Source organism: Stenotrophomonas sp. MH181796, from assembly GCF_009659995.1.
GTDB classification, from domain to species: Bacteria; Pseudomonadota; Gammaproteobacteria; order Xanthomonadales; family Xanthomonadaceae; genus Stenotrophomonas; species Stenotrophomonas riyadhensis.
In genome coordinates, this window is the sequence record NZ_RAHU01000011.1 from 20,858 (window position 1) to 40,359 (window position 19,502).

At 66.7% G+C, this 19,502-nt stretch carries 17 protein-coding genes and 1 pseudogene; 1 reads left to right on the plus strand and 17 read right to left on the minus strand.

Annotated features, from left to right (window positions below; all coding sequences use genetic code 11):
* Positions 1-3: 3 nt before the first annotated feature.
* The 13 genes from D5301_RS22685 to tssB all read right to left on the minus strand — a co-directional run bounded on the left by D5301_RS22685 (position 4) and on the right by tssB (position 14,672).
* Positions 4-2,883 carry a protein kinase gene (locus D5301_RS22685; RefSeq protein WP_153856966.1) on the minus strand — a complete coding sequence of 960 codons (2,880 nt, stop codon included), beginning with the start codon at positions 2,881-2,883 and terminating at the stop codon, positions 4-6.
* Complete coding sequence (locus D5301_RS22690; RefSeq protein WP_110714151.1) at positions 2,877-3,440, minus strand: ECF-type sigma factor; 564 nt, start codon at positions 3,438-3,440, stop codon at positions 2,877-2,879. The genes D5301_RS22685 and D5301_RS22690 overlap by 7 nt, the downstream gene beginning before the upstream one ends.
* Positions 3,441-3,885: 445 nt before the next feature.
* Complete coding sequence (locus tag D5301_RS22695; RefSeq protein ID WP_110714152.1) at positions 3,886-4,173, minus strand: PAAR domain-containing protein; 288 nt, start codon at positions 4,171-4,173, stop codon at positions 3,886-3,888.
* A 132-nt stretch (positions 4,174-4,305) separates the two neighbouring features.
* The gene (locus D5301_RS22700; RefSeq protein ID WP_153856967.1) at positions 4,306-4,755 is read right to left on the minus strand and encodes a hypothetical protein; all 450 of its coding nucleotides are present in this window, start codon (positions 4,753-4,755) and stop codon (positions 4,306-4,308) included.
* Positions 4,756-4,818: 63 nt separating this feature from the next.
* On the minus strand, positions 4,819-5,049 hold the full coding sequence (locus D5301_RS22705) for a hypothetical protein (protein WP_153856968.1): 231 nt from the start codon (positions 5,047-5,049) through the stop codon (positions 4,819-4,821).
* A 74-nt stretch (positions 5,050-5,123) separates the two neighbouring features.
* The gene (tssH, locus tag D5301_RS22710) at positions 5,124-7,862 is read right to left on the minus strand and encodes a type VI secretion system ATPase TssH (protein WP_153856969.1); all 2,739 of its coding nucleotides are present in this window, start codon (positions 7,860-7,862) and stop codon (positions 5,124-5,126) included.
* Positions 7,859-8,926 (minus strand): type VI secretion system baseplate subunit TssG, encoded by a 1,068-nt coding sequence (gene tssG, locus D5301_RS22715; protein ID WP_110714157.1) that lies wholly within the window; start codon positions 8,924-8,926, stop codon positions 7,859-7,861. The genes tssH and tssG overlap by 4 nt, the downstream gene beginning before the upstream one ends.
* Positions 8,890-10,761: a type VI secretion system baseplate subunit TssF gene (tssF, locus tag D5301_RS22720; protein WP_153856970.1), complete on the minus strand. Its 1,872-nt coding sequence runs from the start codon at positions 10,759-10,761 to the stop codon at positions 8,890-8,892. Before tssF ends, tssG begins: the two co-directional genes overlap by 37 nt.
* Positions 10,761-11,264: a type VI secretion system baseplate subunit TssE gene (tssE, locus tag D5301_RS22725; protein WP_153856971.1), complete on the minus strand. Its 504-nt coding sequence runs from the start codon at positions 11,262-11,264 to the stop codon at positions 10,761-10,763. The genes tssF and tssE overlap by 1 nt, the downstream gene beginning before the upstream one ends.
* Before the next feature lie 9 nt (positions 11,265-11,273).
* On the minus strand, positions 11,274-12,083 hold the full coding sequence (locus tag D5301_RS22730) for a type VI secretion system accessory protein TagJ (RefSeq protein ID WP_110714160.1): 810 nt from the start codon (positions 12,081-12,083) through the stop codon (positions 11,274-11,276).
* Between the two features lie 3 nt (positions 12,084-12,086).
* A complete protein-coding gene (locus D5301_RS22735; protein WP_110714161.1) occupies positions 12,087-12,587 on the minus strand; it encodes a type VI secretion system tube protein Hcp in 501 nt (166 codons plus the stop codon).
* 77 nt (positions 12,588-12,664) lie between these two features.
* Positions 12,665-14,161 (minus strand): type VI secretion system contractile sheath large subunit, encoded by a 1,497-nt coding sequence (gene tssC, locus D5301_RS22740; RefSeq protein ID WP_110714162.1) that lies wholly within the window; start codon positions 14,159-14,161, stop codon positions 12,665-12,667.
* Positions 14,162-14,165: 4 nt separating this feature from the next.
* On the minus strand, positions 14,166-14,672 hold the full coding sequence (gene tssB, locus D5301_RS22745; RefSeq protein WP_110714163.1) for a type VI secretion system contractile sheath small subunit: 507 nt from the start codon (positions 14,670-14,672) through the stop codon (positions 14,166-14,168).
* Positions 14,673-15,000: 328 nt separating this feature from the next.
* On the opposite strand from tssB, the pseudogene D5301_RS24320 reads away from it, so the two are divergent.
* A pseudogene (locus tag D5301_RS24320) lies at positions 15,001-15,297 on the plus strand (helix-turn-helix domain-containing protein); the annotation flags it as partial.
* 152 nt (positions 15,298-15,449) lie between these two features.
* On the opposite strand, the gene D5301_RS22755 reads toward D5301_RS24320, so the two are convergent.
* From D5301_RS22755 to uvrD, 4 genes are all read right to left on the minus strand, one after another.
* Positions 15,450-15,896, minus strand: coding sequence for a universal stress protein (locus D5301_RS22755; protein ID WP_005411629.1), 447 nt, complete (start codon positions 15,894-15,896; stop codon positions 15,450-15,452).
* Between the two features lie 221 nt (positions 15,897-16,117).
* Positions 16,118-16,672, minus strand: a complete 555-nt coding sequence (locus D5301_RS22760; RefSeq protein ID WP_153856973.1) for a hypothetical protein — start codon at positions 16,670-16,672, stop codon at positions 16,118-16,120.
* Between the two features lie 178 nt (positions 16,673-16,850).
* On the minus strand, positions 16,851-17,177 hold the full coding sequence (locus D5301_RS22765; protein ID WP_110714166.1) for a low molecular weight protein tyrosine phosphatase family protein: 327 nt from the start codon (positions 17,175-17,177) through the stop codon (positions 16,851-16,853).
* A 123-nt stretch (positions 17,178-17,300) separates the two neighbouring features.
* Positions 17,301-19,493, minus strand: coding sequence for a DNA helicase II (uvrD, locus tag D5301_RS22770; RefSeq protein WP_049398649.1), 2,193 nt, complete (start codon positions 19,491-19,493; stop codon positions 17,301-17,303).
* Positions 19,494-19,502: the final 9 nt, after the last annotated feature.

Genomic DNA, 19,502 nt, shown 5'->3' on the forward strand with positions numbered 1-19,502 from the left:
GTCTCACCGGCCGAGGCTGCCCGGCTCCCCCGGTTCCTTCAGCGCCCTCAGTGCTTCGTCGCGCACGCTGCGCTGCGATGTATTGAGCGTTGCCGGGTCCCGTGCGATCACCGGATCGAGATAGTGCCGTTCGATGTCGGCCATCGCCTCGGTGGCATGCATGCGCTTGAGCACGGCGTAGAGCCGCGACGCGCTCTCCGTCGTATGCGCGTCGAGCACGCCGCGGCTGGACGCGCGCAGTTCCAATGCCTTGGCATGGGCATCGCGCGCGGCCGGCAAGCGGCCGGCACGGTTCTCGACCCGCCCCACCACGTCCCAGGTCGCCGAGATCAGGCGATAGTCGTCCGGCATCAGCCGTTGGTTGCCTTCCAGCGCGGCATACGCCGCCTCGCGCGCCTCATCATAGTGATCGGTCCTGGCCAGCATGCTGGCCAGCCCGCCCAGGGTGAACAGCGTGTCCGGATGCATCCGCCCAAGCGTGCGCGTGCGCTGCTGCAGCAGTTCACGCTGCAGCTGCACGGCACGCTCGAAGCGCTGCGGATCATCCTGCTTGGCCAGCACCCGGATCAGCTCCGCCTTGGTCTGCAGGGCATCCGGGTGGTCGGGCCCCAGCACGCGCTGCTGCTCGCCCAGCAGGTGCTCCATGAAGGCCTGGGTCTGGGTGAACGCCGGCTCGGCCTGTGCCAGGCGCACCATGTTGAAGCCCTGCAGGGCCGCCGCCGCAAGCGTGTCAGGATGCTCGGAGCCGAGGCTGCGCTCGCGCCGCTGGCGCACTTCGCTGGCCAGCGCCAACGAGTTTTCGTATTCGTTGAACGTGTTCTGCAGGCGCGCCAGCATCAGCATCGCCGCCAGCGTGCGCGGTGCGTTGTCACCAAAACGCGCGCGGAACCGGGGCAGCAGGGGCTCCAGCCGCGCCAGGGCCTCTTCGCGGCGGGTCAGCTCGCTGAGCGTGGTCACCATGCCCAGCTCCAGTTCCAGCAGCGCGGGGGCGTCCTTCTCCAGCCGCGGCGTCCACGCCGTGACCAGGGCCTGCTGCCGCTGCAGCGCCTTCCCCAGTTCTCCCTGCCCCGCCATCACCTGCGCCTGCTGCGCGCCCACCCGCAGCCACAGCGGATTGTCCGGCGCCAGCTCCGGCCGCTGGAGTGACAGGGCTTCGTCCAGCAGGCCGCGCGCCTCGACCAGGTTGCCGCGGCGATACAGCGCATCGGCCAGATCAGCCAGCGCCGATACCAGGCGCAGGCCGCCTGCATGCTGCTCGCGCTGCACCGACAGCACCGACTGCAGCTCGCGCACCGCTGCCGGGTAACGGCCGATCGAAATCAGCACACGGGCCAGCGACTGGCGCAGGTCCGCAGACAGGGATGGATCATCGGCAAAGTCCTGCTGCAGGCGATCCAGTGCATGGGCCACCACGTAGCGCTCCAGCAGGTCACGGGCGATGTCCGAGGCCGGAACCTTGGCCCGCAGTGCTTCCAGATCCAGCGGCGCGTCAGCTGAATCCTGCAACGCCCGCTGCATCGCCTCGCCGTTGGCCGCGGCCATCGCATGCCCCATCGCATCGACGTCCACGCTCTGCAGCATCTCCTGCTGGAATTCGACCATGCGCTCCAGTTGCTGCTGGCGGTGACTGGCCACGGCCTGTTGGCTACGCGCCTGCTGCAGCGCCCACAGCGATGCCGCCAGGCCAACCACCACGCAGCCCAGGGTCAAGGCCGCCAGGACCACCGGCAACCGATGCCGCTGCAGGAACTTGCGGGCCACCAGCAACCGCTGCTGGCGTGACACCAACGGCGGAATGTTGCGACACCAGCGGTCGAGGTCGGCCAGCAGCGCCGATACACCGTCATAGCGCCCCGAGCGCTGCGGGTCGGTGGCACGACGCACGATGGCATCCAGGCCTTCCTCCAGAGCCCGCCGCAGTTCACGCCGGCTGCACTGGCAGGACGCAGCCATCCCGGCCTGCGCCTCGACCGTCAGAGCGAGGAACACTGCCAACGGCGACAGCGGCTCCGGCATCCGTGCCGGTGGCCGTTGCCCGCACAGCAGCTCATGCAGCATCGCGCCCAGCGAGTACACGTCACTGCGCGCGTCGATATCGATCTCCAGGCCTGTCTGCTCCGGGCTCATGTAGCCCGGCGTGCCGCCGGACCAGCGATCGGTATCGTCATGGCTGCCGGCAATGGCGATGCCGAAGTCGATGATCTTCGGCTGCGGTGCGCCATCCACGGCACCCACCAGCACATTGCTCGGCTTCAGGTCGCGATGGATCACACCCTTCTGGTGTGCATGCTGCACGCCCTGGCAGACCTGCATCATCAGCCGCACCCGCAGGTCCAGCGGTGCGCGACGCTGGGCGCACCAGCGGTCGATGCCCTCGCCGTCGATGTACTCCATCACCAGGTAGGGACGTTCGTCCTCATGCATCCCCGCGTCATAGATCTGCGCGATGGCGGGGTGATGCATCTGTGCCTGCATCTGGCATTCGAACTCGAAGAACGCTCGGCTTTTCTCATCCAGCCCCGGGTTGGCCATCATCTTGATGGCCACCTGCTGCCGATAGGCGCCGTCGGCACGATGGCCAAGGTAGACCCGGCCCATGCCACCCGTGCCGATCATCGCGTCTACCGCCCACGGGCCGCAGCGGGTACCCGGTGGCAGGATCGGGGGCGGTTCGCGGCCGATCTCGGAGACCGCCTGGCGCAGCGGGACCCGCAGGCGCACCGTAGCTTCGGCCTCCACCGCCAGCATCGCCTCCAGTTCGCGACGCAATGGCGGGTCATGTCCGACCTCCGCCTGTACGAACGCCGCACGCGCCGCGCCACTCAGTGCGCTGGCCCGGTGGAAGAGACTTTCCAGCTGGCGCCAGCGCTCCAGGCTCAGCATGACGACAACCGTGCGGCCAACCAGACGCGCACGAAACGCAGATCGCGCTCGGCGGTGGGAATGGAAATGTCCAGCAGATTCGCGGTTTCAGCCACGGTCAGCCCGACCAGTTCGGTCATCGCGAACGCACGCGCCTTGCGGGCATCCAGCCTGGCCAGCTCATCGAACGCCTCGGCGATGCTGAGCAGGTCCACCGGCTGCACGCCGGGATCGACCAGCTTCACCGTCAGCGTGACCTGCTGCCCGCGTCGCTTGCCACGATCGCGCATGCGCGCAAGGTCCACCAGAAGGTGACGCATCTGCAACGACGCCACTGCATAGAAATGCCCGCGCGATGCGAAGCCATGCTCGCGTGCCGACAGCCGCATCCAGGCCTCGTTGACCAGCTCGGTGGGCTGGAAACCATCGGCCACGCCACGTGCCAGGCTGCGCACCGCGATCTGGTGCAGTTCGTCGTAGACCAGTCGCGCCAGCGTATCGCTGGCCGGTGCTTCGCCGTCCTGCCAGCGCGCAAGCAGGTGGGTGATGCCCTCGGCGGGCGGCAGCGTGTCATTCATGGCAATCCCTCGCTCGACGCCGGACGCGCCGCCATGCAGGGATGCATGGCGAAACGCTGCCCGCCCGCAACGAAGAGACGTCGCGCTGGCCGCTGGGGCGACAGTATCGGGAGGGCGGTCATCCGGGACGTAGCCGCGGATCCCCAGGCGCGGCGCGGTCGATCCTACGCGAGCAAAGCGTGTAGAAATAGTCAGGACGTGACGCATATAGGCTGAATTCTCCGACCGTGTGAAGGAGTATCAGGCGGCGATTCGTCTCACTTGAACGCGATGACGGAGATTTGGATCGACCTAAAGTGGTCACGCATCACAGAAGCCAGCTGTACGGGCGATCTCCATATGTCCCGGCGATCGTTGCATCGTCTGACCGGGATTGACCCGAAGCCTTTGGGAAATGTCCGCAGATGTCCTGGTGGTGGCCTTCGTGCACCAGGTACTGGCGTGCTCAGCCCACCAGTACCGTGAAGCACCCGATTACGATCACACCGCCATGCGCGGTGCTGTCACCCAGGCGCGCCGCCGGTTGGCCCTTGATGAAGACCTTCACCGAGCCTTTGACGATGCTGTCCGGCGGGCCAACGCAGGTGCACAGATCGCCCACCCGTGCGGCAGGCAGGCCACCGATCAGCACGGTTGGCGCACCGGGTGCCGTGATCGGGCCACCGACATGCGGAACCACGCCGGTGACCATCGGGCAGGTGTGGAGATCGGTGAGGCGGGCGGCGGGTTGCATGTGAACTTCCTTATCTGGCCCGCCAGTCTCTCGCGACTGGATTCTTGGCCCAGGTTGGTTGGCTCGAACTCCAACAAGAATCTTCGCCTTCTGTCTGGATCCGCGTTCGCCATGAGCGATGAATCATGCATGCTATTTGACGATCGTCCATCCGTCGTGGTCCTTGGCTGTGACCGACTCGCCGCGCGTACAAGGCCCCATGAACTTACCGACTTGGCGGTTCCGATCGAGAAGCGCATTGACATGCCATATGTAGCCATCCAGCCCGAAGGTCACATGCATCCCAAATATCGAACCGGGCCCTTTGGGATGTTTTCGCCATTGGTGCAGCCCTTTGAGAACGATGAGGCTGATCTCATCGCTACTTTTGTAGTCAGCGAGCGTCATTTGCGCCTCTGCGTATGGCTTGATCGCCATGGCCGCTTCGAACAATCCCGTGATGAAGGCCTCAGTGTTGCAATGGCTCTTTATCCATTTGGTATACGGCGTCCCCGGCGCGATGATCCCATCTGAATTCCACGCCGCGCCGCCGGAATAGGCCTTGTAGATTTCATTCTTTCCATCATGAAAGAGTATCGGCATGTCTATTTGCCATCGTCGATTGATTGAGTGAACTGCACATATATCCGGCGCTCGGTGCGGGCCTCATGAACCTTTTTTCGGGTGGTTCTGCTTGAACACCCGGTTATAGGTTTCCTCATAGATATGATTCCAGGCGGCCTCCTCATCGCGCTCTGCATTGTCTTCAGAGTTCTTCTTTCTCCGACCAGCATCGCGACCATGCGCCGCCCTGCCATGTCCCTTAAGTTCAGCCGACCGGAACGCTGCATGCTTTTCTGCAGCCGTTCTCGCAGCGATGTCACAGATATCGCACATGGATTCCTCCTTCCTCTTGATGCCTTCAAGTGGCCAATTTTCAATGGATACGCATTCCGCGTGCGTCCCGGAAATCAGACGAACGTGTATTCAAAGTCCGAACGTCCCGTACCTATCCTGATCCCCGCCATAACACTTCCGTCGACCGCACTGCCCAGCATGTTTCGACTGATCTCCGGCAACATCGAATTGGTCAATATCGCGTCGATCATCCGCCCACCCGATTCGCCTTCGGTGCAACGGCTCACCACCAGTTCCACCACCGAGTCGTCGTACTCGAACGGAATGCGATAACGTGCCTCCACCCGCTTCTTGATGCGGTTCAGCTGCAGCCGCACGATGCGACCCAGCATGTCCGCGCTCAGCGGGTAGTACGGAATCGCCACCAGCCGCCCCAGCAGCGCCGGCGGAAACACCTTCAGCAGTGGCGCGCGCAATGCCTTGGCCATGCTTTCCGGGTCGGGAACCAGTTCCGGATCGGCGCACAGGCTGGCGATCAGTTCGGTGCCGGCGTTGCTGGTCAGCAGGATCAGCGTGTTGCGGAAGTCGATGCGGCGGCCTTCGCCGTCTTCCATCCAGCCCTTGTCGAACACCTGGAAGAACAGTTCGTGCACGTCCGGGTGCGCCTTCTCCACCTCGTCCAGCAGCACCACCGAGTACGGCTTGCGGCGCACTGCTTCGGTCAGCACACCACCCTCGCCATAACCCACATAGCCCGGCGGCGCCCCCTTCAGTGACGACACCGTATGTGCTTCCTGGTACTCGCTCATGTTGATGGTGATCAGGTTCTGCTCGCCGCCGTACAGCGCCTCGGCCAGCGCCAGCGCGGTTTCGGTCTTGCCCACGCCAGAGGTGCCCGCCAGCAGGAACACGCCGATCGGCTTGTCCGGGTTGTCCAGGCCTGCGCGGCTGGTCTGGATGCGCTTGGCGATCATCTCCATCGCATGGTCCTGGCCGATCACGCGTTGGCCAAGCAACTCCGGCAGTCGCAGAACGGTGTCGATCTCGTTGCGTGCCATGCGCCCGACCGGAATGCCGGTCCAGTCGGCCACCACCGCCGCCACCGCCTGGTGATCGACCGTCGGCAGGATCAGCGGTGCCTCGCCCTGCAGTGCCGCCAGTTCGGCCTGTACCAGCTGCAGTCGTGCCAGCAGCACATCTCGGTCGCATGCCTGCACCGGTACCGAGGCCACCACGGCATCGCCATCGGCCTGTGCCGCCGCCGCTTCCAATGCGCTGCCGGTACCTTCCACGGGCACGTTGCCGCTGCGCAGCTGTGCACGCAGGTCCAGCAGTTCATCGACCAGCGCTTTCTCGGCCTGCCAGCGCTGCTCCAGCCCGGACAGGCGCTGCTCCTCGTCGGCCAGTGCCTGCGCGCAGGTCGCGCCGCGCTCGGCCACCACGATGCCGATCGCGGATTCGCGGTCGATGATCGCCTGCTCGGTCTGCAGCGATTCAATCCGCCTGCGGCTGTCGTCCACCTCCGCTGGTACTGCGTGCAGGCTGACCGCCACGCGTGCGCACGCGGTATCGAGCAGGCTGACCGACTTGTCCGGCAGCTGCCGCGCCGGGATGTAGCGATGGCTCAGCCTGACCGCAGCTTCCAGCGCTTCATCCAGGATCTGCACCTGGTGGTGCTTCTCCATCATGCTGGCCACGCCGCGCATCATCCGCACCGCACGCGCCTCGTCCGGTTCCTCCACCTGCACTGCCTGGAATCGCCGGGTCAGCGCAGGGTCTTTCTCGATGTACTTCTTGTACTCGGCCCAGGTGGTGGCGCCGACCGTGCGCAGCGTGCCGCGCGCCAATGCCGGCTTCAGCAGGTTGGCCGCATCGCCGGTGCCGGCCGCGCCCCCGGCACCCACCAGCGTGTGGGTCTCGTCCACGAACAGGATGATCGGCGCCGGGCTGGCCTGCACTTCGTCGATCACCGCACGCAGGCGCTGCTCGAATTCACCCTTCATGCTAGCGCCAGCCTGCAGCAGGCCAACGTCCAGCGCGCGCAGCTGCACATCCTTCAGTGCAGGGGGCACGTCGCCGCGCGCGATACGCTGGGCGAGGCCCTCGACCACGGCGGTCTTGCCGACCCCGGCTTCCCCGACCAGGATCGGGTTGTTCTGCCGCCGCCGCATCAGGATGTCGACCACCTGGCGGATCTCATCATCGCGGCCGATGATCGGATCGAGCTTGCCATCGCGGGCCTGCGCGGTCAGGTCGCTGGTGAACCGCGCCAGCGCTTCCTGCTTGCCCATCGCAGCGGGTGCGATGGCACCGCTGGCGTCACCCGGTGCGGCGGCATTGCCCAGCGCGAAGCCATCGGTCGGTCGCTGCCCCTCTTCCGGCGAGCCCGCGATGATGCCGGCCAGGCCCTCGCTCAGCGCTTCCGGCCTGAGCTTGTCGAACTCGCGCGAGATCGCCGACAGCCCGCTACGCAGGCTGCGGCTGGAGAGCATGCCCAGCAACAGGTAGGCACTGCGCACCTGCGCTTCGCCGAAACCCAGCGACGCCTGGATCCAGGCGCGTTCGACCGCCTCCTCCACCGCACTGGACAGATCGGTGACACCCCCCGCTCCGCGCGGCAGGCGCTCCAGCGCATCGGTGACGTCACGCGCCAGCCGCGCCGGGTCCAGCTGCGCATGGCGCACGATGCGGTGCAGGTCCGAATCCTGCAGCTGCAACAGCTGGTGCAGCCAATGCACCAGCTCCACGTTGGGGTTGCCGCGCAGCTTGCAGAACACGGTGGCACTTTCGATGGCACGGTAGGCAAGCGGGTTGAGCTTGCCGAACAGCGCACTGCGGCGGATCTCGGTCATGGCAGGGGTCCAGGTCGGTCGGTGAAGGCCATCGCGGCGCGCGGATGCACGACCACGTCATCGGCGTCGGCCACGCTCCAGGCGCGTCGACCCAGCCAGGTGTCCAGGCCAAGGCGCCCACTGCGGGCCAGGCGCAGCGTCGGCACCTGGTCGGCGCGCAGCAGCAGCTGCACGTCCCAGGCCTGGGTGTCGCCGCTGTGGCTGCGTATCAGGGCCGCCAGGCGTGGCAGCTGCGTGCCACCCGGCAACCAGTGGCGGAAGCTGGCCAGGTCAAGCGGGCCGATGCGCAGGCGGAAACGATGCTGGCACCCGCGCACCTGCGCGCCCAGCACCGCACTGTGGCCCAGCCGGTTGCTGCGCACCCCCAGGTGCAGCTGCGCGTCCTCGGGCAGGCGCATCCATTCGGCGATGAAGCCGATCACCTGCGCGGGCACCTGCAGCGCCGCTTCTGTCAACGCACGCAGGCCCCCGGCATTGCGCGCCATCGGCAGCAGGTGCCCGGCGTGATGGCGGCGGAAGTCATCGTCCAGCGCATCACGGCGCTGCAGTGCGGGGGATGCGATGCCGACCAACGCCCCCAGGTACAGGCGGAAGCGGTCGTCCTCTGGCCGGTCGGCCTGTACCACGGGTTGTGCATCGGCCCAGGCGCGGTAGAACACGCTCATGAGCCGGTGATGGAACAGGTCGGCGAACGCCACCAGGCTGTCATCGCGTGCGCTGCGCTGCCGCTGCAGTGCGTACTCGGTCAGGTGCAGTGGCAGGGGACCATTCGGTCCGAACAGGCCGAAGCCGAACATGCGCAACTGCGGTGGGCACGTGCGGGTTGCCGGAACCACCGCATCGACATCCCGGGGAGCGAAGGCCAGGCTCGGTGCCTGCCGCAGCCGCAGCGGATCCTCCTCCGGGCGTGTCGAGCACCCCCAGCGCGGCAGGTGCGGGTGCGTCCGTTCCAGCAGGCGCAGCGCGGTGAACGCCTCGAACGCGTGCGGTGCCGCGGCCAGCGCCTGCAGCAGCGCAGCGCGCGCGTCTACAGCGCCAGCAGCGCGCCCGGTCTGGCCGTCCATCGGGCCACCTCATTGCGTTCAACGGTGCGCAGCACGGTTTCGGTGAAGGCATTGATCGAAACGTAGCGTGCGAAAAACTGGCGCATCACTGCCGCCAGCAGATAGGCTCCGGTTCCTTCGAAAGCAGCATCCTCGCAGGTCAGGGTGATCTCCAGCCCACGGCCGAAGGTGATCGGGCCGGGCACCGGGATGCGGCGCACGATTGAACGCGCTGAGACGCCCCGCAGTCCCTCCAGCTGGCGCTGCGCGCCGGCGTCGTGTGGATCGCAGTACAGCGCCAGCATTTCGCGCAACGCATCGGTACCGCGTGCGTCGCCGTCCTCGAACAGCGACAGGTAGTTCAGCTGCAGGTGGCTGAGCAGTTTCCAGGCACTTTCGCCGCCGTCGCCGGCCGGCCGTGGACGGGTCGGTCCGGCCACGCAGCGGATCGCGGTGACCGGTGCACCATCGTCCAGGCTGAAGTCGGTGCGTCCCTTGCCCACCGGCATCTGCAACGGCAGGTCACGGTTGCTGCACAGCAGCTGCAGCCCCAGCTGGCGCAGCCGGCTGGGGAAGGGTCGATCAGCAGCGTCGACCAGGCTGATGAATACCTCGCTGCCCACGTAGCTGGAGCGTGCGCCCTGCCGCCGCTGGCGAGCCGACAGCTGGCGCGGCTCGCGACGCAGCGTGTAGTACGCGCCTTGCGGATCGTGCCAGGTACGTGCCTGGCTGCCATAGAACGGTGCAAAGCGCTGCTCGGGCGACTGGCCGTCACCGTAGCCGTCCACGGCGGTGACGCTATGCACTTCCAGGTCCAGCGGCCGGGTACGGTCGGGCAGCACATGGTATTCGTGGCGTCCGGGCGACAGATGCACGCGGTCGGCCGCCTGCGGAAACAGGTTGATGGCCGGCGTGCAGTACAGGCGGACGTTGTCCACGCCCAGCGCATTGTGCAGGCCGGGCTCACTGCGATCGAACAGGATCACGACCTCCAGCTGGTTGCCGGTGGCGCGCTGCAACACCGGCTTCAGCCCGGTCAGTTCGACGAACAGGAACCGCTCCGGGCAGGCGAAATACTCCTGCAGCAGCCGGTAGCCACTGAACGAACGCCTGTCATACGGCAGCAATGCCTGCGTGTCGTCGAAACCGACCGGCTGCAGGGCTTCAGCGGGCTGCCAGTGGGCCGGACCTCCCGCACGCAGCCAGCAGCCACACGCGTTGCCCATCAGCTGCTCATACAGCCGCCGTGGCAGGCCATCGGTGCCGGCCAGGAACAACGGCAGGCGATCCAGCGACAACGTCGCCAGCGGTACGCCCGCCTGTGCCTGCAGGCGCAGGCGCAGCCCCGCACGCGCCGCGCTGTCGGTAGGAATTGCGACCTCCGCCGCCGCCAATGCCGCCGGATTCTCGAAATAGCGCGCTTCCACCAGCTGCAATGGCCACAGCGTCACCTCATGCGCGGTACGGTATTCACAGGCCGTGCGCTCGCCGGCCACTGGCGTGGCAACGAGGCGGCTGTGGCGGGGCACACGGTGGCCCGCAGCCAGCTTGGCGTCCTTCAGGTCCGGCTGCAGCTGCACGACCGCCATGGAAGGGACCGGCGCCAGGAAGTGCGGATACACCATCTCCAGCAGGTGCTGGGTGAACACCGGGAACTGCGCGTCCAGCTTCACCTGCACGCGAGCGGCAAGGAAGGCGAAGCCTTCCAGCAGGCGCTCGACATAGGGATCGGCACACTCCATGCCATCCATGCCCAGGCGCCCGGCGATCTTCGGAAACTCGCGGGCGAACTCCGCGCCCATGCCACGGATGTGCTGCAGCTCGCGGTTGTAGTGGCGGAGCAGGCGCGGATCCATCAGGCATTGCCCTCGACCAGGTCCATGCGGCCGGTCTCCAGGTCCACTTCGGTCTTCAGGTAGAGATTCAGCGGGATCGGCTGCGCCCACATTTCCGAGCGGATGTCGAACACCAGCGAGCGCCGGTCCATCCGTTGCGCGTTGGCCTGGACGGTCACCTGCAGCGTGTGTGCGATCAGGCGCGGCTCGAAGGCGAGGATGGCCTCGCGCAGCCGCCGCTGCAGCGTCGCGACATCCAGTCCGGCCAGCTCCAGCCCGGTCAGGTCCGGAATGCCGTAGTTGAGCACCGAACCGGCGACGTCGGTCATGTCCTCCAGGCGCGTGCTGGCCGCCAGGTGCACGCTGTTGAGCAGCCACGACAGGTCGCGCATCACGCACTCGCGCAGTCGGCTGGCAGAGATCACCCGCTGTTCGCGGCTTTCGTCGCGCTGCAGCGGTGCATCGTCGGTCAACCGGTCCAGCAGGGACGGCTGCAGGCGCTCGGTGGTGGTCAGCTCGGCCATCGGCGCATCTCAGTCCGCACGCTGCAGCCGCAGCTGCCGTATCTGCAGCAGGGGATGGTCACCGCTGTCGGTGGCCAGCATGCGTTGGCCACTGCCGATGCCGTGCTCGTCCCATTCACTGCGCCGGGCCAGCTGCAGGCCGCTGTCATCGCCGGCTTCGCTGCCCGGATAACGTACCGGCACGAACGCACGCAGCGCAGTGCCCTGGCGCAGGTGCAGTTCGGCCGGTGCCCAGACCAGGTCACGCAGGTCTTCGGGAGGATCAATGCGCAGTTCAGCCAGGCCATCCAGCGGCAGCCACGCATAGCCGCTGGGGGTGATCACTTCCAGGCAGGGACCGAAACGCGGGTCGGCATCAGCGATCCACTCGAACGGCTCGCCATCACAGTCACCCGCGACCGCCGGTGCCTGCGAGAACGCCTGTTCGCGCAGATCAATGGCTGCGTCGATGTGGCCCTGCTGCTGCAGCTGCACGGCCTGCAGCAGCGGCGCCAGCCAGGGCTGCGGCGTGCCCAGTACGGGCGGCAGGCGCGTGCCGGCGAATACCTCGGCACGCACCTGCTCGGCACACAGCAGGGCGTGGCCGGCACTGCCCAGCAGCGACAGGCTGGCATCGAGCTGCACGGCCGCCTGCAGCTGGGCCTCGGCCCGTTGCCACTGGCCGAGCACGGCCAGCAGCTGGAACAGGAAGACACGTTCAGCGGCGGCGGTCGGTGCGGCACGCACACGTTCGCGCTGCGCCTGCAGCGCGCCGCCCAGGTCACCGGCCCGCAGCAGGTCCACGGCCGGTGCGGTATCGGTGGTGGGCGGCACGTTCATGCATCAGCCCTTGGCCACGGCCTGCATGTCGTAGGTGAAGGTCTTGGCCGCGCCGTCGGCGGTGCCGTCGGGCTTCTGCGGCTGGAACCCGTACTGGAACTTGCCGAAGTGCAGGGTGACGTTCTCGGTCAGGCGGTCCTCGCCGCCGGAGCCGCCGGTGGATACCGAAGTGATCAGCACGCCGTTGGACAGGTGCAGGGTCACATAGTCGGTCTGCTCGCCGGTGGCGTTGGTCACGTACAACCACGCCTCCTCGAGGCGTGCACCGGTGCTGGCAGCCTGCAGCAGCGCGTTGGAGCTTTTGTCCACGTACTTGGTGATGGAGATGTCCTGGACGTGTGCCTTGCCACCGGAGCTGACCCCGCCGCTGTGCAGGTCGCCGCTGTTGCTGACGCCCCACGACCAGGCCAGTACCGGAATCTCGTTCTTGTGCTTGGCGTGGGTCGAGCCACCTTCGATGGTGACGCTGCCACCCTGGAACTTCAGATGCATGTCGAATGCCATGGAACTGCTCCTTCAATCGGCTGTCGAATCGGTTCGCCGGCCAGGGCCTGGCCGGCGCGGGAAGGGGAACGGGAAGATCAGGCCTTGGCCTGTGACGGCAGGCGCGAAACCAGCCGCAGCGAAACGGTCAGTCCTTCCAGCTGGTAGTGCGGTTTCAGGAAGAACTTGGAGGTGTAATAGCCGGGCGCACCTTCCACCTCCTCCACCACCACCTCGGCGGCGGCGAGCGGATGGCTGGCCTTGTACTCCTCGCTGGAGTTGGCCGGATCACCGTCGACGTAGTTGAGAATCCAGTTGCCCAGCCACTTCTGCATCTGCTCGCGGCTGGAGAACGAACCGATCTTGTCGCGCACGATGCACTTGAGGTAATGCGCGAAGCGGTTGCAGGCGAACATGTACGGCAGCCGGGCCGCCAGCGCCGCGTTGGCGGTGGCGTCGGGGTTGTCGTACTCGGCAGGCTTGTTCAACGACTGCGCGCTGATGAAGGCTGCCATGTCGGAATTCTTGCGATGCACCAGGGGCATCAGCCCCAGCTTGTCCAGCTCGGCGGAGCGGCGGTCGGTGATGGCCACCTCGGTCGGGCACTTCATGTCCACGCCGCCATCGTCGGTCGGGAAGGTATGGGTGGGCAGGCCTTCCACCGCGCCACCGGACTCGATGCCGCGGATCCTGGAGCACCAGCCGTACTGCTTGAACGAGCGGTTGATGTTGACCGCCATGGCATAGGCCGCGTTCTGCCAGGTGTAACGGCTCGAATCGGCGCCGGAGGTGTCTTCCTCGAAATCGAACTCGTCCACCGGATCGGTGGCGGCGCCGTAGGGCAGGCGCGCCAGCGTGCGCGGCATCGCCAGCCCGATGTACTTGGAATCTTCCGAGTCGCGCAGCGAACGCCAGGCCGCGTAGTCGGGGGTGGTGAAGATCTTGGCCAGATCGCGCGGGTTGGCCAGTTCATCCCAGCCATCCATGCCCAGCAGCCGCGGTGCCGCCGCCGACAGGAAAGGTGCATGCGCGGCCGACGCCACCTGGGCCATGCCGGCCAGCAGCTCGACATCCTGCGGGCTCTGGTCGAAGTAGTAATCGCCCACCAGGCAGCCATAGGGCTCGCCGCCCAGCTGGCCGTACTCGTGTTCATAGACCTTCTTGAAGATCGGGCTCTGGTCCCAGGCGGTGCCCTTGTAGCGCTTCAGGGTCTTGCCCAGTTCCTTCTTCGATACATTGAAGACCCGGATCTTCAGCTGGGTATCGGTCTCGGTGTTGTTGACCAGGTAGTGCAGGCCGCGCCAGGCGCCTTCCAGCTGCTGGAAGTCCGGATGGTGCAGGATCTGGTTGAGCTGTGCAGTCAGCGTGCGGTCGATCTCGGCGATGTAGGCCTTGATCGTCTGCGAGACATCGTCGCTGACGATGTCCGCGCGGCTGAGCACCTGTTCGGCCAGCGTGCGCACCGCCGATTCCACTTCCTGCTGTGCGCGGTCGCTCTTCGGCCGGAACTGCTTGTTCAGCAGTTCGGCGAAGCCGCCCGATTCCAGTGCGGTGCCGGTATCGCTGCCGGCTTCGATCAGCTGTTCGGTCGACATGGCGTTACTCCCCGTCCTTGCCATCGCTGTTCGGCGCGGCGACCAGTGCCTGCAGCAGCGCCGGGTCACGGATCGCCTGCGCGATCAATGCCTCCGCACCGGCCTTGCCGTCCATGTAGGTATCCAGGTTCGCCAGCTGTGCACGCGCCTGCAGCAGCTTGGCCAACGGCTCGACACGGCGCGCCACGGCGGCCGGCGAGAAGTCGTCCATGCTCTCGAAGGTGATGTCCACGCTCAGGCTGCCTTCGCCGGTCAGCGTGTTCGGCACGCTGAACGCCACCCGCGGCTTCATCGACTGCAGCCGGCTGTCGAAGTTGTCGACATCGATCTCCAGCGCCTTGCGCTCTTCCAGTGACGGCAGTTCGCCGGCATTGGCGCCGGACAGGTCGGACATCACGCCCATCACGAAGGGCAGCTGTACTTTCTTCTGCGCCCCGTAGACCTCAACGTCGTACTCGATCTGCACCCGCGGTGCCCGATTGCGGGCAATGAACTTCTGGCTGTTCGCCATGGCCTGGCCTCCGATGGAAACGGGTCGTGCCGGGCGCCCGCGGGCGTCGGCCTCGATGCCGGGCAAGTCTGGGAGACCGCCGCGCAGGCCTCCCGACAATTCGTCTCAGCGTGGTCGTCGGGGTTCGCGGCAGGCCGATGATGGGTTTTCAGCGCAACTGTCGGTATCGACAGGACAGGCCCAGGGGATGGGCCGTGAAGACGCTGCCATGACACTCCAGCACTGCCCCTCGCTGGTCGGCGCACTTGCCGCCGACCTTGGTACCGCTGCCCTTGCTTCACTGCCGTCGGCGTCGACGGCCCCGCCGTCCGACCCGCGACTGCGGCGGATCCTCGATTTCATCGATGCGCACCTGGGTGAGTGTGAACTGGACGAGCGCATGATCCGCGATGCCTTCGCGCTCTCGCGGCCCACGCTGTACCGGTTGTTCCAGGCCTTGGGCGGGGTCGCCCGCTACATCCGCGAACGGCGCCTGTGGCTGGCCCACCGCCACCTCGACCGTGATCCCTGCTGCAGCGTCACCTGGCTGCTGTATGAGGTGGGCTTCGCCTCGGAACGCCAGTTCCAGCGGGCCTTCCAGGCCCGCTATGGGATGTCGCCGGCGCAGTGGCGCCGCGCCTGCCGCGGCCAGCCAACGCGGCTTTCATGAGAACGCTGGCCGCATCCACGCCCTGCATGGATGGCCGCTTGTGCAGCCCCAAAAAGATGACGCCGGCGCGCATCCTGCGGCCGGCGTCGGGTCCCCTCCCCGGGAACGCTTGAATCAGCGGGTATGGATCAGCGGATGACCAGCACCGGCAGGGTGCTGCGCGCCAGCACTTCCGCGGTCTGGCTGCCCAGCAGCACACGGGTCACGCCACGGCGGCCGTGCGACGTCATCACGATCAGGTCACTGTTGCGCTCGCCCGCCGTCTCGATGATGCCGTCGGCCGCATAGCGGTCCAGCACATGCACCGGATTGGCGGTGATGCCCTGCTCGGCGGCCTTGGCCAGCGCCGGCTGCAGCACTTTCTGCGCGCCTTCCTCTCGGTCGGCCTTGTACTCAGGGCTGTTCATGTAGCCCACGCTCCAGCCCATGGCGTCGTACATGCCGACGGCCCATGGCTCGGAAACAGTCACGATATCGACCTCGGCATTGAGGTCCTTGGCCAGCTCCAGGCCCTTGGCCAGGCCCTTGTCGGCCAGCTCGGATCCGTCGGTGGCAATCAGGATGCGCTTGTACATGGTGGGGCTCCGTAGCGATCTGCCAGATGGGAACGACACCATTGCACACCGGATGTGCAGGCCGTGCCTTGAGCAGGATCAATCCGGCGCCGTGCAGCGGCGTGTGCGCATCGTCACGTGGTCCGGGGGACGGGCCCGGCCCGCCCTCTTCTGTAGAGCCGAGCCATGCTCGGCTGCGGGTGCATGAGCCGAGCATGGGCTCGGCTCTACAACAACGTCGCTCAGGCGATCTGCACCACGCGCGCGTTCTGGCACAGCGGGTAGCTGGCCACGAATTCAGCGATCGCATCACGCATCGCCTCGAACGATTCGCCGTACATGTACAGCGCGGTCTCGGTCGGGCCCTGCCACCAGCTGCAGATTTCGCCCAGGCCGTCGATGCTCTCCGACAGCTGTTCGAACACGTGGTTGGAATCGCACTGTTCGTAGACGTCGTCCGGCAGGTTCAGGCCATCCAGGTAGATGCCCAGGCCTTCGGTCACGCCGAAGCTGCGGTCGGCTTCACCCGCACCCTGCAGCTGCGAACCCTTTGGTGCACCCAGCTGCTCCAGCAGATCGATCAGCTTCGGCACGCCATCGGCATCGACCAGCGCCACTTCGATATCGCCGTACTCGACCTCGCCCAGGTCGGAGATCGCGGTGCCGCCGCCGGTCAGCTCGCCCACCTGCGCCGCCTGCAGCAGCGCATCGAGCGGATCCTCGAACAGTTCGTGGCGATGCTCCGGCTGCAGCCGGGCGTTCAACTTCACGGTGACGTGCAGCGTGGGTTCGGTCATGGGGGCGTTCCTGGAAGATGTGCCGCTCATTGTAGAGCCGATGGTAGCGGCAGGAGCCGCTGCCAACGTCGCTTGCGACGGCCCGAAGGGTGCCGGTCAGGACGACCGGCATAGCCATGCTCGGCTGCTCTTTCCCGACAGAAGCAGCCGAGCATGGGCTCGGCTCTACAACAGCCCGTCAACGCAGGAACGGCGCCACCTTGCGCTTCAGCAGCTCCACCAGCACCGGGTCCATGTAGTCGTAGTCGTCCGGGATATCCAGGCAGATCACCCGCTTGCCCTTCAGCCATGCCTTGTAGCGGCTGGACAACCGGTTGCGATGCGCCTTCTCCATCACAAACACCAGGTCGGCCCACTGCAGCAGCTCGGGGCTGAGCACTTCCTCGGCATCGGCCAACAACCCGGCTGAGGCGGTCTCGATGCCCGGCCAATCGGCGAATACCTGCTCGGCCGTCGGGCTACGCAGGCGGTTCTGGCTGCAGAGGAAGAGCACGTTGCGGGTCATGCCCGCAGCCTAATCGGGGTCGGATCCCTTTTCCAACGGGAAAGGGCTCTGACCCCAACCACGTGCATTCCGCAATGGGGTCAGAGCCCTCCCTGCGGGAGGGATCCGACCCCTCGACGGTGATCAGATCACCGTCAGGTTGGCGTAGGCCATCACCAGCCACTTGCTGCCGGCGTCGGCGAACTCGACCTGCACGCGGGCGTGTGCGCCGTTGCCTTCGTAGTCGGTCACCATGCCTTCGCCGAACTTGGGATGGGTGACCAGTGCGCCGAGCTTGATCGGCGGTGCCTCGATCGAGGCATGGCCCATCACCCGGCTCGCGCCCATCGAGGCCGGCCGCGAGACCTGCACCTTCGGCCGGACTTCGTGCAGCAGCTCACGGGGGATCTCGCGCAGGAAGCGCGACGGCAGGCTGTAGTTGTCCTGGCCGTGGATGCGGCGCGATTCGGCGTAGCTCAGCACCAGTTTCTGGCGCGCGCGGGTGATGCCCACGTAGGCCAGGCGGCGCTCTTCTTCCAGCCGCCCGCTTTCCTCCAGCGAACGTGCGCTGGGGAACAGGCCTTCTTCCAGACCGGCCAGGAACACCAGCGGGAACTCCAGGCCCTTGGCCGAGTGCAGGGTCATCAGCTGCACGCCGTCCTCGCCCGCCTGCGCCTGGCCCTCACCGGCCTCCAGCGCGGCATAGGCCAGGAATGCGACCAGCTCGTCCATGTCCTCGCCCACTTCCTCGATGTCGTCGGCGCGGCGCACGAAGCGCGAGGCCACCGAGACCAGTTCGTCGAGGTTGTCGGTACGCGATTCCGAGTCCAGCGCGTTGCGGCTTTCCTTGCTCCAGTGCTCGCGCAGCTGCGAGCGGGCCAGCACGTGGTCCACGCGCTCGGCCAGGGTCATGTGCAGGGTCTGCGCCTGCAGCTCGTTGACCAGCACCAGGAAACCGGCCAGCGCATTCCGCGCGCGCGCGGCCAGCGCGCTGCCCTGGGTGACCAGCATGGTCGCTTCCCACAGCGAAATGCCCTGCGCGCGCGCCTCGCGGCGCACTTCGTCCAGCGTGCGGTCGCCGATGCCACGCGTCGGCGTGTTGACCGCGCGCTCGAACGCCGCGTCGTCGTTGCGGTTGGACAGCAGGCGCAGGTAGGCCAGCGCGTCCTTGATTTCGGCACGCTCGAAGAAGCGCATGCCGCCATACACGCGGTACGGCACCTGTTCGCTCAGCAGCGCTTCTTCCAGTGCGCGCGACTGCGCGTTGCTGCGGTATAGCACGGCCACTTCGGTATAGCTGCCACCGTCACGCACCCACTGGCGCGCGCGCTCGACGATGTAGCGTGCCTCGTCCATCTCGTTGTAGGCGGCGTACAGGTCGATCGGCTCGCCGTCGCCGCTGTCGGTCCACAGCTGCTTGCCGATGCGGTCCGGGTTGTGCGCGATCACCGCATTGGCGGCGCCGAGGATGTTGGCGGTGGAGCGGTAGTTCTGTTCCAGGCGGATGGTCTGCGCGCCCGGGAAGTCGCGCAGGAAGCCCTGCACGTTCTCGACCTTGGCACCGCGCCAGCCGTAGATGGCCTGGTCATCGTCGCCGACCACGAACACGTGGCCGGAATCGCCGGCCAGCACGCGCACGAAGGCGTACTGGATGGCGTTGGTGTCCTGGAACTCGTCCACCAGGATTTCGCGGAAACGGGCGCGGTAGTGCGCCAACAGGGCCGGGTTGTCGCGCAGCAGTTCGTGCGCGCGCAGCAGCAGCTCGGCGAAGTCGACCAGGCCGGCGCGGTCGCAGCGTGCCTGGTACTCGATGTAGGCCTGGCGCATGGTTTCCAGCCACGCGTCGTGCGGCTCGGGCTGGATGTGCTGCGGGCGGCGGCCCTCGTCCTTCTGCGCGTTGATCCACCACGCGATCTGCTTGGCCGGGTACTTGCCGTCGTCCAGTTCCAGCGCCTGCACCACGCGCTTGACCAGCCGCAGCTGGTCGTCCGAATCCATCACCTGGAAGCCTTCCGGCAGCTTCGCGTCCTGCCAGTGCAGGCGCAGCAGGCGGTTGGCCAGGCCGTGGAAGGTGCCGATCCACATGCCGCGGCTGCCATTGGGCAGCTGTGCGTCGATGCGGTGGCGCATTTCGCCGGCCGCCTTGTTGGTGAAGGTCACCGCGAAAATGCCGTGGGTCGGCACGCCATCGACTTCATGCAGCCAGGCGATGCGGTGGGTGAGTACGCGGGTCTTGCCGGAACCGGCACCGGCCAGCACCAGGTGGTGGCCGGGGGGAGCGGAGACGGCTTCGCGCTGGGCCGGGTTCAGGCCATCAAGCAGGTGGGAGACATCCATGCCCCCATT